This is a genomic window from Rhizobium sp. P2_G2, from assembly GCF_056403555.1.
Genome location: NZ_JBFUFF010000147.1, coordinates 1 through 12,118, shown reverse-complemented (window position 1 = coordinate 12,118; position 12,118 = coordinate 1). Strand labels below are relative to the sequence as shown.

At 59.4% G+C, this 12,118-nt stretch carries 8 protein-coding genes and 2 pseudogenes; 9 read left to right on the top strand and 1 reads right to left on the bottom strand.

What is annotated here, in order from left to right; translation table 11 throughout:
• Positions 1–262 (bottom strand): annotated as a pseudogene (locus tag AC1D06_RS39455) (50S ribosomal protein L25/general stress protein Ctc); the annotation flags it as partial.
• A gap of 521 nt (positions 263–783) precedes the next feature.
• On the opposite strand from AC1D06_RS39455, the gene AC1D06_RS39450 reads away from it, so the two are divergent.
• From AC1D06_RS39450 to AC1D06_RS39410, 9 genes and pseudogenes are all read left to right on the top strand, one after another.
• On the top strand, positions 784–2,238 hold the full coding sequence (locus AC1D06_RS39450) for a hypothetical protein (RefSeq protein ID WP_477990975.1): 1,455 nt from the start codon (positions 784–786) through the stop codon (positions 2,236–2,238).
• A gap of 124 nt (positions 2,239–2,362) precedes the next feature.
• The gene (locus AC1D06_RS39445) at positions 2,363–3,805 is read left to right on the top strand and encodes a hypothetical protein (RefSeq protein WP_477990974.1); all 1,443 of its coding nucleotides are present in this window, start codon (positions 2,363–2,365) and stop codon (positions 3,803–3,805) included.
• 121 nt (positions 3,806–3,926) lie between these two features.
• Complete coding sequence (locus tag AC1D06_RS39440) at positions 3,927–5,360, top strand: hypothetical protein (RefSeq protein WP_477990973.1); 1,434 nt, start codon at positions 3,927–3,929, stop codon at positions 5,358–5,360.
• 137 nt (positions 5,361–5,497) lie between these two features.
• Positions 5,498–6,460, top strand: a complete 963-nt coding sequence (locus AC1D06_RS39435; protein ID WP_477990972.1) for a helix-turn-helix domain-containing protein — start codon at positions 5,498–5,500, stop codon at positions 6,458–6,460.
• A gap of 66 nt (positions 6,461–6,526) precedes the next feature.
• Positions 6,527–7,240, top strand: coding sequence for an aminoacyl-tRNA hydrolase (pth, locus tag AC1D06_RS39430; protein ID WP_477990971.1), 714 nt, complete (start codon positions 6,527–6,529; stop codon positions 7,238–7,240).
• 42 nt (positions 7,241–7,282) lie between these two features.
• Positions 7,283–7,726 carry a GNAT family N-acetyltransferase gene (locus AC1D06_RS39425; protein WP_477990970.1) on the top strand — a complete coding sequence of 148 codons (444 nt, stop codon included), beginning with the start codon at positions 7,283–7,285 and terminating at the stop codon, positions 7,724–7,726.
• Positions 7,727–8,022: 296 nt separating this feature from the next.
• Positions 8,023–10,365 (top strand): methyl-accepting chemotaxis protein, encoded by a 2,343-nt coding sequence (locus AC1D06_RS39420; protein ID WP_477990976.1) that lies wholly within the window; start codon positions 8,023–8,025, stop codon positions 10,363–10,365.
• 319 nt (positions 10,366–10,684) lie between these two features.
• Entirely contained in the window at positions 10,685–11,896 is a 1,212-nt protein-coding gene (locus AC1D06_RS39415) for an RNA ligase RtcB family protein (protein WP_477990969.1), read from the top strand.
• A pseudogene (locus tag AC1D06_RS39410) lies at positions 11,889–12,118 on the top strand (peptide chain release factor H); the annotation flags it as partial. The gene AC1D06_RS39415 and the pseudogene AC1D06_RS39410, both read left to right, overlap by 8 nt.

The following is a 12,118-nucleotide window of genomic DNA, read 5'->3' as shown; positions in this document are numbered from 1 at the left end:
CCTTGACCGGGTCGAGCTCGTAGTCCTTCGGCAGGACGGAGATCTTCTTGCCGTCGAAGTCGATGGTTGCCACCGTCGTCATGAAACCACCGGCAAGGATCTTGAGCGTCAGCTCCTTGACCGGAAGCGCCAGGGAGATGGGGGCCTGCTTGTCACCATAGATGACCGCAGGAACGAGGCCGTATCGGCGAAGTTCGCGGGAGGACCCCTTACCAACCCGATCGCGCAGCTCGGCCGAGAGCTCGTAAGCAACGTGGCTCATGGCTATTCCTTTCTAGTGTTATGGAGGGTCCCCGGCATGGTTTTGACGCCGAAAACCGGCCTGTCTTGCGACAAACCTCCACCGTGCCTCCAAGGGTGTCCCGGTGGATGGCGGCGCTCATATAGCAAATGTCGGGTGAACGCAAGGCGCTCTCGAATAACCGTCACGCTCAGACGTTAGGATCAAAACTCAATTAGGATAGGTGTTGTGTTGGCCGGGATGGGATTGAATGGAAGCAAACAAGCGCAAGGCAAGACCTGAGGTCTTGTCGAGCATTGTTTGCAATCAGGCGGCCCATCCCGGCCAACCCGGAGGGCAGGCTGGATTTTGTTCCTGCGGGCGTCGGAAAGGTTTGAAAATGGTCGGCATTTCCTGCACCTTTCCTCCTACTCAGAAACAAAATCCAACCTGCACAACACCTATCCTAATTGAGTTTTGATCCTAAAGCTTCAGTCGGCATTGACGCTCTCCAAGCGAGCGGGCAGAGTGCCGGGGGAAAACAGGTATTTGGAGGTTCTACCATGCGCGCTGCGCTGTATTCAACCGTTGCAATTGTCGTGGCTTTTTCGCCCATGCAGGCCAGAGCCGCCGACGTTTCGGAAGCCGGCGCCAAGCAGATCTTCGACAAACTGACTTACTATCTGCCGAAGGACATTGTCGACAGCGGCTTCCTCAAAGTGACGCCGAGCACCCAGCGCTATGAGGTCTCGGTCGATATCGCTCCCTTCCTGAAGAACCTGAAGCCCACCGAATTCGCCATCAACGGGCTACGTCCGTTCGTGCAGTTCCTGACACCGCAGGATGATGGTACCTGGAAGGTAGAGGCGAACGACAACCTCAACGTTTCCGGCTTCTTCACCGCCGAAGGCAAGAAGTCGAATTTCACCTATTCGATCGGCAAATATTCTTACGAATCCCTCTTCGATCCGCAGCTCAGCTTCTTCCGCACGTCGAAGGCCACTGTGAATAAGCTCCAATTCGCATCGGACAGTGGGCCGGGCAATGTCCAGGTCGGCATCGATTCCTACACGGGCGAATCCCACACCGACAACGTCAACAACGGCGTCGCCGATCTCACTGCGGTCCTGAACGCCAAGGGTTTCAGCGAAATCATCTCGGATCCGAATTCCGGTCCGGTTTCGATCACCGCCGAGAGCCTCGACGGAAACGTCAAGGCCGATAAGATCGGCTTCGCCCCAATGCGCGATCTGATCGTCTTCGCGCTCGACAAGTTCAAGGCGAATACGAAAACGCTGACGGCCGACGAAAGCGCCAAGCTCAAGGTGCTGCTTAAGGCCAACGTGCCTTTCACCGACAATCTGGTCGAGGACATCAAGTTCCACAACATCAATATCAGCGCCCAGAACATGCAGATGAAGCTGGCGGATATCGGCTACAAGGTCGATTTCAACGGCATCAAGCCTGACACGCGCGTCGGCTTCGAATTCAGCGCCAATGACCCGACCGTGCCGGCCGGCCTCCTGCCTCCGGGCACGGAGGGCGCAGTGCCGAAATCAGTGAGCTTCGGCGTAGCCATCACCGGCCTTAACGTCGAGGGTGTCGTCTCCTACGCGCTCGAACATGCCGACTTTACCAAGGACGACCCGCTGACGGCAGCCGACTCCGCCGCGATCGACAAGATCATCCTTCCCGATGGCAGCATGCACATCGAGTTCACCAATGTCTTTGCCAAGTCTGATGTCTACGACGTGTCGCTGACCGGCACGATGCTGGTCAACCCCAACGACAGCGACAGGCCCGAAGCCGACGTGACGATCAAGGCGCGCGACCTCGACAAGACGGTCAACTACCTGCAGGCCAATGCCGCCAAGGTGCCGCAATACGGCCAGGCCTCCTTCGGCCTGCTGATGATGAAGGGGTTCGGCAAGCAGGAAAGCGACGGTTCGATGACCTGGAACGTCAAGGTCGACAAAGCCGGCAAGGTGACGATCAACGGCCGCGAAATGCCGCACTGAGCTTACTATATTTTTCATGAAAACGCCGGCCTCGCGCCGGCGTTTTTTGTTCCCGCCATGGTTGACCGCGTCCCGATTTTTTGAACAGAGTGCGGACGTGTGAAGCTGGGCAGAGGCGTGTTTTATGAGGGTTTTTGCATATTTAGGTTTTGTTGTCCTCGGCTTCGCGTCGGCACCTGCATTTGCCGCTGACGTGACCGCAGCAGATGCTAAATCTATCGAGTCAAAGTTTTCCAATTTCCTGCCGCCAGCGCTGCGCGCTGTTCTCAAGCTCTTGCCTGCCGGAAATCACTTCGACGTCCAAGTGGRTATCGGGCACCTCGCAGACACGGCGCAAATGCCGTTGCATATTTCCAAGATGGCCCCGATTGCCGGCACAATCACGCCGCGCGCCGATGGACTCTGGGATATCGCTTCACATGGCGACATGGTTATGATGGGCTATATCGGGCTCGGTGCGGAAAAAACGCATTTCAACGTAAAGGCCGGCAATTACCAGATAAACACCGTATACGATCCAGCCAGAGGCTATCCGCGAAGCGGCAATCTGCACGCTGAGCACTGGAAATTTTCCCCCGAGGCCTATCGAGAGAGCTGTGATACGTCCGCAGATGACTACGATATCAAGTACACCATCAGCGACGCAAAGGATGGCAAAGTCGATTCCCATCTAGAATCCACAGCTCAAAACTTCTGGGAAAGAAACACGAGTGTTAGCGTGCGAGGCAAGGATTTCGAAATCTCGGCAGCGTCCGTGAGCGAAAGCGAAAGCCTGACGGGCGTCGACCTGGCAATCGCGCAGCAAGTCATCAAGGTGATCGTGGGTAGCGGCGCACTGTCGCTTCAGGCCTTGAATCAAACGCAGCAGCAGCGGATATCCGACATTCTCAAGCAGAGCCCGTTTCCATTCTCCAGTTTCGTCGACAACGCCGAGGTTTCCCGACCGAAGATCAGGTACGATAGCGTTGAGGTTTCTGCCGATTCATTGAAAGTTGCTGCCAAACTCGCCTTTGATAAGCAGGGAGGGAGCTTGTCGATCGTCCTCTCGGCAGAAACGCCGCATTTGCACCCAGGCGCCTTCCCGCACCCGGTCGAGCTGGCAATGCCGGATGAAGTCAATATCGGTATGCGCTTCGATGACTTGAAAATTCAAGATACGTTGGACCCGATCTTCAAACCAAGCAGCCTCAAAGCTGATCAGAAGTCCAAAGGCTGGATCTCGCAAATGCTGCACCAGGGCAGCGAGATACGGATCAATCTGTCTGACACTTCCGTGCATTCGCAATATTATGACATCAGTTTGTCCGGCTCATTTGTGAAAAGCATCGAACACGAGAACGAGCGTCCGGATATCGATTTGACGGTCACGGCGCACAACCTCGACAAAACGGTTTCCTTTCTCCAGGCCAATGCCAATGCTGTGCCCTGGTTCGGACAGGCGTCGTTCGTGGTGCTGATGGCAAAAGGCATGGGCAAGCAGCAGAGCGACGGCGCGTTCGTTTGGCATATTCAGACCGACAAAACCGGCGCCCTAATGGTCAATGGCCACAAAACGCGGCAGTTATGAGCCCCTGCAGCTGTGTCGAAACGCCGGCCTCGCGCCGACGTTTTTTGTTCCCGCCATGGTTGACCACGTCCTGGTTTTTTGAACAGACTGTGATCAGTCTGAAGTCAGCCGGGGCATATTTATGAAGATTTCTGCATATTTCGCCAGTGTTGTTATGGCTCTCATTCCGGTTGCCACGCAAGCCGCAGTGGACAAGAACGTCGATGGCACGCTTGGCATCGAACGGCAGCTGAAAAGCGCCCTGCCGGCTACGCTTCGCGACCTTCTCCAGATCTCGCCCGAAGGCGGCAACCGATATCGAGCACATGTCAGCCTCGCGCCGGGCCTGACGCAATTCAAGAGCGTTTTCCAGATCACGGAAATGACGCCACTCGACTTCCTGTTCGACAAGGCGGTGGGCCAAACCTGGAACATTGCAGCGCATGGGCAAGCTATGTCGGTTGTCGGCGATACGTTGTGGACTGGGCAGACCACACATTTTCAGTACCTTAGCGGTAGCTACGACCTGACTGCCGCTTTCGACGAAGCCGTCCGATCGACGACCGCCAAGCTCCTGATCAAGGATTTGGACATTCACAGCGATAGCCTGAACAATGAGCAATTGAGTTCAAGTTCGATCAAGGACTACAAAGTGGTAGCGAAAGTGGCACATGGCGAAAAAGGTCTGCTGCAGGGCTCCGCAGAAATAACCTCGCAAACGGCACGGGAAATGCGCAAATTCCGCGGGCTGCCGGACGAATATATCCTGCAGGCCAAATCGGTTCATGATCTCACGTCGTTTGCAGGCTTCGACGCGGGCGGAGTGACCAGCATCGCGACCGCTCTCATGCAGAAGGACGATCCGATAAACACCACAATAGTGAAATTGATTGTCGCGTTTCGGGACCATCCTTCTTTGTTGGAAAATCTCGATGATCACGCAACTTGGGATGATGACGAACTGTCATTTCGAGATATCAAGCTGTTCGCGAACCACATCGAACATCATTTGAAGTTTTTCGGCACACCGCAGGACTATGCAGTCGGTGTCGATCTGAGCCTCGATCACCCAACTGCAAAGCCCGGCCGCTTTCCGCACGCCATTGAGCAGGCCATGCCTGACAAGGCGGCATTTGGTTTCACCTTGAGGCGGCTTGATCCTGAGGCAGCCCTCCTGACTATGGTGCGAACGCAGCGCCTGCAGAACAAGGCAAAGCGCCGCAGGGACATCGCGCTCGCGGCCTTTTCGCATGGGCTGAAAGTGGACTTCCAGGACACTTATGCCCGATCCCAATTCTACGACATTACTCTCTCAGGATCGCTCGATCTCAATCTCGCCGATCGGCGCGATCAGGGCGAAGCGAATTTCACCATCACAGCCCGCGATCTCGACAAGACCGTGAGCTTCCTGCAAACCAATGCCAACAGCGTGCCGCAGTTCGGCCAGGCATCCTTCTTTGTCCTCATGGCTAAGGGTCTTGGTAAGCAACAGCCGGATGGCACGATCGTCTGGAACGTCAATATCGACCGCTCCGCGGCCGTCACCGTCAATGGGCGCCCGTTGCCTCGCTTCTGACGTTACGGCTCTGTCGCAAATCTGCGACAGCGCCCCGCCTCGCGCGACCAAAGGAATGACCTAGATCAATTGGCTTCTCATCCCGTTGTGCTAATGTTCACCCTGCATGAGGAGAACTGGCGCTCTGGGAGGAGCCAATGGCTGCAGCCAATCAGCATTCCGATTTGGTCTACGCGATCGCGCAGGCAAAATCCGCCGGCGCGAGTTCGCCGATCACTGCCTCCTGGCACCGCTGCCTCACCCGCCACAAGCTCTCGCCGGAAGAAGTTCGCGGCCCCGTCCGTCTCACCGAAGCGGAGTTTCAGGAAGTGATCGAACATTCCGGCCACGTCGTCGAGGAAGCATCGCGCGAACTCGACTGGCTGTTTTCCATGGTTGGCAAGGCCGGCTGCTGCCTCGTCTTTACCGACAGCAATGGCGTCGTACTGGATCGCCGTGGCATCGCTTCCGAAGACAAGGATTTCCGCGATCTCGGCCTTTGGACAGGCAATGACTGGAGCGAGGCGAGCGCCGGCACCAATGGCATCGGTACCGCGCTTGCCGATGGCCGCATCGTCACCGTCTATCGCGATCAGCATTTTCTCTCGGCCAATATCGGTCTTTCCTGCGCCACGGCCCCCGTGCGCGACCATAAGGGCCAGATCATTGCGGCCATCGACATCTCCACCGCGCGTCAGGACGCAACCGAGATGATCATGCCGGTCTTGGCGCAGGCCGTGCGTGACACGGCCTCGCGCATCGAGGTCAACCTCTTTCGCCGCGCCTATAGCAGCGCCCGCATCATCATGGTCAATTCGGTCTCGCATGCCGGCTCGGCCCTGCTCGCCGTCGACCGCGACGACATGGTGCTCGGCGCCACCCGCGCCGCGCGGCTGGCGCTGAAACTCGACGACCATATGATCGACGACGGCATACCGGCTGCCGATCTGCTGCGCGAGCATGCGGAACCGGATGGCCGCGGCCTGTTGGAGGCCGAGCGGGCAGCATTGCGGCGGGCGCTGTCGCGCAACAACGGCAATGTCTCGCTGACGGCACAGATGCTCGGCATCAGCCGCGCCACCCTGCACCGCAAGCTCAACAAGCTCGACCTGCATCACTGATCGCTGTTGACTTTCTGCCGTTTTGCCGGCCTAAAAACGGCAGACGAACGACATACAGGCAGCGTCATGCTCATCTTTGCAGGCCTCGGCAATCCCGGCGGCAAATACCAGGACAATCGCCACAATATCGGCTTCATGGCGGTCGACGCGATCCATCGCAAGCTGCCGTTCGGTCCCTGGTCGAAGAAATTCAAGTCCGAGATCTCCGAAGGCGAGATCGACGGCGAGAAGGTGCTGCTGGTGAAGCCGCAGACCTTCATGAACCTCTCCGGCGAAGCGGTTGGCGACGCCATGCGCTTCTATAAGCTGACGCCGGCCGACATCACTGTCTTTCATGATGAGCTCGACCTGCCCGCGGGCAAGGTGCGCGTCAAGATCGGCGGCGGCAATGGCGGCCACAATGGCCTCAAATCCATCGATGCGCATTGCGGCCGCGACTATCGCCGCGTTCGCCTCGGCATCGGCCATCCCGGTGTCAAGGAACTGGTGCACAGCCATGTGCTCGGAGATTTCTCCAAGGCCGACCTTAGCTGGCTCGAACCACTGCTCGACGAGATCGCACTCAATGCCAACCTGGTGTTCAAGGGCGACGCCAGCCAGTTCATGAACAAGCTGTCGAGTAATGCGCCGGAGCAGAAGAAAAAGCCTGACGCTGCCGACAAGCTGAAACCGGCAGCCCAGTCGCACGTGCACCAGGCACGCAACCACAAGCCCAATCTCCCGACCTCCGGCCCGATGGCCGACATGCTGAAAAAGCTGTTCGGCTCCAAGAGCGAATGACGCCGTCACATATCTGTCATGCCGCACCCCTTAAATGAAGCAATGACAAGTGACATCCGTGCCGCGCGCCTCGACGATCTCGATGCGCTTCTCCTTCTCTACCGTCACCTCAATCCCGCCGACCCGCCGCTTTCGCGGGCTGCGGCGGAGGACAGGCTGCGCGCTATGCTTGCTCAGCCCGGCATGACGATCCTCTGTGTCCAGGCCGGTGAAATCGTGGTCGCGACCTGCACTCTCATCATCGTCCCCAACCTGACGCGCGGCGGCGCTCCCTACGCGTTGGTTGAAAACGTGGTGACACATCCCGACCACCGGCAGAACGGCCACGGCCGGGCCGTCATTCGCAAGGCGATCGGTTTGGCCTTCGATGCCGGCTGCTACAAGGTGATGCTGCTGACCGGCCGGGCCGATCCGACGGTCCATCGGTTTTATGAAGGCTGCGGTTTTACCCAGAGCAAGACCGGTTTTCAGATTAGAAACAATTAAAATTACACAATCTTAAGCTTCAATTCCGAGCCGAACACCTCAAAGAAGCGTCATATTTGATCGTTTTCCCAGGAAATATCAGTATATTTTACGGATTTTCACGGGTCTCTATTAATTCTGTTTCAACAAACAGCTGCCTATCCTCGGCCACTCCGCAACCATTGCAGCAATGCCGCAACGCAATGCAGCAACGCGGAAGAGAGATGGCGGTCTCAGCTGGCCGTCATAATTTTTTTCGGATCGGCGAATGGGGTGTGGGGCACGCTCATCCGCTGGACAACGACATAGGGGCCGACGTGACTCTCTCCATTCGCAATACGCTGATCGGGCTGTTCCTGATCCTGAGCGCAGCGATCTGCGTTCTCACCGCATCCGCAGCTTTGGATGCCTATAGTCGCCACAAGGTGTTCACTGAAGTCTCCCAGTTGACCCAGCTAGACCGCGCACTGTTCAAAACGCTCGCAAAATTTCGCAACGAGCGCGGTGACGGCGCATCCGCCGTCACCATGGAACTCGGCACGCTTGATGCAACACTCGACTCGCTGAAAAAGGATCGCGGCCTTGTCGACCAAGCAATGGCCGAAGCGAAGTCCGTCTATGCGACGATCGACAATTCCGATCTGAAAGCACCGATTGCCGACCTGATGAACGTCTTCGATCAGGTTATCGCGTTCCGCAGCGACATCGACAATGCCCTGAAACAGAAACTTGCCGATCGCGACAAAGGCCTTCAGGACAAGTGCCTCACGCTCGGCCAGCAACTGCTGACCGCGTTGGAAGCAGGCTCGACGGCGACGGAAGGGCAGATTCGTCTGCGCGACCCGGCTATGACCGCGATGATCGAAGTCCGCGCCCTCGCCTGGACGTCGCGCGCCACCGCCGGCGCCGCCAACCTGGCGATCAACACCACGCTGGCCTCGGGCCAGAAAATGACGGCCGCAGACCTGGAGAAGATTGCTGCAAGCGACAATACCGTGGCAGCCCTCTGGAAGGCCGTCGGCGTGCTGGYCGATCATCAGGATACACCGCAGAACGTCAAGGATGCCTATCAGGCTGCTGCTACGGGCTATTTTGGCGGCGACTATGCGCCGCACCGCGCCGCACTGCTGCAGAAGCTGGCCGCAGGTGCAAAGTCCCCGGAACCGATCGACCAGTGGCGCCCGGTTGGCAATGCAGCATTGCTGTTCATCGCCAACGTCGCATCCAGCGCCGCTGATGGCATGGTGGATGAAGCCGATGCCCGCCAACAGCAGGCATTCAGCGCCATGCTCGGCTATCTCGCGATCTTCCTCGTTGCCGCCGCTCTCAGCATTGCCGGCATCTTCGTCATCATGCTGCGCGTGGCGCGCCCGATCGGCACGCTGACCCGCAACATGCATGCCCTTGCCGGCGGCGACCTCGACATCAAGGTCGATGGCGCCGGTCGCAAGGACGAAATCGGCGAAATGGCCCGGTCTGTGGAAGTCTTCCAGAAGGCCGCCATCCACAATAAGGCGCTGGAAGCTGAAGCCGAAACCACCCGCACCGCCTCCGAGCGCGAACGCATCGACGTGCAGCGCCGCGCCGAAGCCGATACCGAGGCCCGCCTCACCCAGGCCACCGGCGTTCTCGCCAACGGCCTCCGCAGCCTCGCCGCCGGCGACCTGCAATGCGAAATCAATACCGAGTTCGGCGCCCAGTTCGAAGACCTGCGCCACGACTTCAACACCTCGGTGCGGCAGTTGCGTGACGCCATGCGCGGCGTCGGCCAGACGGCCGCCCAGGTCCGCACCGGCAGCGCCGAGATTTCCAGCGCCTCCGACAACCTCTCCAAGCGGACCGAACAGCAGGCAGCCTCGCTGGAGGAAACTGCGGCGGCGCTGGAACAGGTCACGGCCAATGTCAAGTCGACGTCCATGCGCGCCGGCGAGGCCCGCGATCTCGTCCGCGGCACACGCAGCCAGGCCGAAAGCTCGGGCAAGGTGGTCAGCGACGCCGTCGACGCCATGGGCAAGATCGAGCATTCGTCGAAGCAAATCAGCCAGATCATCGGCGTCATCGACGAGATCGCCTTCCAGACCAATCTCTTGGCACTCAACGCTGGTGTCGAAGCGGCCCGCGCCGGTGAAGCCGGCAAGGGCTTTGCCGTCGTCGCCCAGGAAGTGCGCGAACTGGCCCAGCGCTCCGCCAAAGCCGCCAAGGAGATCAAGGCTCTGATCGGCAATTCGGAGATCGCTGTCAGCGAAGGCGTGCGCCTCGTCAGCGACACCGGCGCCGGCCTCTCGGCCATCGCCGAGCTCGTCCAGCAGATCAACCAGCATATGGACGCGATCGCCATCGCCGCCCAGGAACAGTCGATGGGGCTCGGCGAAATCAACAGCGCCGTCAACCATATGGACCAGGCAACTCAGCAGAACGCCGCCATGGTGGAACAGATGAACGCCGCCGGCGCCGGCCTTGCCGAGGAAAGCGCCCGTCTGGGCGAACTGCTCGCGGCCTTCCGCACCGGCGAGGCGGCGGCCTCTGCAGATCGCGCAGCAGCCCGCCGCCCTGCCCCGACACCGGTTAGCAAAGCGCCGGTTGCAGCCCCCCGCGCCATGCCGGTCTCGCGCGGCAATGCGGCGCTCAACCAGCTGCAGCAGCAGTGGACGGAATTCTGACCTGATCGGCCAAGTCGGTATACCTCATCCCGGGCGCTTCATACGCCCGGGATTTTATTTTCGGCTCGGACCTCCGAAAGAGCGTGTCCACGACGCAACAGTCGCTGATTGCATCGCCATTCATCAAAATTAGCGCTTGAACTCCGGTGCCGAAAGGTCCATTTCGGGCGCAGTTCAATTCCAGAACGGGAGCGGAAAATGACACAGTCCATTTCCATACGCCCCACCGGGCTTAACGGCTGATCAGCGTCGACGCGCTGAGCGGACCTATCCTGCCGGCCTGAGAGCCGGCTGATTGACCTGTTCTGGATTTCTTATCATGGGCAATATTTTTGGGGATTCCGTCCCCGGCGATGGCATGCGCAAGGCTGCCATCCGCCATTTCTTCACCGCCGCAAGCTGGATCGAAGGCGCGGCAACCGAGCAATTGAACGATGTCGCGGCCCTGCCCGACATGGTGTCGCTTGCCGGCTATCCCGATCTGCATCCGGGCAAATACGGTCCCGTCGGCATGACGGCGCTGGCGCATCGTCTCTATCCGCAGCTGATCGGCAACGATATCGGCTGCGGCATGTCCTTCTTCGAGCTTGATCTGCCACTGCGCAAATTCAGGATCGACAAGGCGGCAGAGCAGTTGCGCAAACTTGAGGATGTCGAACTGACTGGCCAGGCCGACCGGCTGGAGGCACAGGGCATGCCGGGCGATTTCTTCGCCGGTTCGCTCGGCACGATCGGTGGCGGCAATCATTTCTGCGAGGTGCAGGCGATTGCCGATGTGGTCGACGACAACGCCGAAGGCCTGGTCGATCGCCAGCGGCTCTATCTGCTGGTCCATTCCGGCTCGCGCGCACTCGGCGCTCATGTCTTCCGGGAAACGATCGAGGAGAATGGTTCGCTCGCCGAGGGCATCGAGATCGGCACCGAGGCGGCCGTCGACTGGCTGCTCAGCCACAACGCCGCGGTCGATTGGGCCTCCGTCAACCGGCAGATGATTGCCGAACGGGCGGCAGGCGCCCTGCGCGCCGATATCAGCCTGGTCGCCGATGTGCCGCACAATCTCGTGCGGCTCACCGATGAAGGCGTCGTGCACTATAAGGGTGCGGCCGCCGTCAGCACCGGTGCAATCGCGCCGATCGCCGGCTCACGCGCCACGCTCAGCCATCTGGTCAAGGTCCTGCCTGCGGCGGAAGAAGCCCATTGGGGCATCTCGCATGGCGCCGGCCGGAAATATGACCGCAAGGCCATGCATGGTCGCGTCGGTGCAACCCGCTCCGAACGGGAAGCACTGGGTAACAATGAATGGGGCGGCGTTGCCATCTGCGACGATCGCGCCTTGCTGATCGAGGAGGCGGCGAGTGCCTATAAGGACGCCGGCAAGGTGGTTGCCGACCTTGCCTCATTCGGTTTGGTGCAGCCGCTGGCGACGATGAAGCCGCTGGTGACTTATAAGAGCGTGCAGCCCGACCGGATCGAACGCGAGCGTTCAAAGGACCGGGACCGCTCGACGATCCGGAGGATGCGCCATGGATGAAATGACGCTGTTCCTGACCTCCGGCAACGGTCCGGTCGAATGCCGCATCGCTCTTGCAGCCCTGCTCCGGCTGCTGGAGCGGGAGGCAGCCGGACGCATCTGCACTTTCGAAGCGACGGCCGGACCACAGCCCGACGATCACGGCCCGAAATCCGCCGTCGTCACGATCAGGGGAGCGCAAGCCGCTCTCCTGGCCGACGGCTGGTGCGGCACGATCCGCTT

Excerpts from the sequence above, each read along its gene's own strand:
- AC1D06_RS39450 (WP_477990975.1), top strand. The coding sequence starts at position 784 with ATGCGCGCTGCGCTGTATTCAACCGTTGCAATTGTCGTGGCTTTTTCG.
- AC1D06_RS39440 (WP_477990973.1), top strand. The coding sequence starts at position 3,927 with ATGAAGATTTCTGCATATTTCGCCAGTGTTGTTATGGCTCTCATTCCG.
- AC1D06_RS39435 (WP_477990972.1), top strand. The coding sequence starts at position 5,498 with ATGGCTGCAGCCAATCAGCATTCCGATTTGGTCTACGCGATCGCGCAG.
- pth (WP_477990971.1), top strand. The coding sequence starts at position 6,527 with ATGCTCATCTTTGCAGGCCTCGGCAATCCCGGCGGCAAATACCAGGAC.
- AC1D06_RS39425 (WP_477990970.1), top strand. The coding sequence starts at position 7,283 with ATGACAAGTGACATCCGTGCCGCGCGCCTCGACGATCTCGATGCGCTT.
- AC1D06_RS39415 (WP_477990969.1), top strand. The coding sequence starts at position 10,685 with ATGGGCAATATTTTTGGGGATTCCGTCCCCGGCGATGGCATGCGCAAG.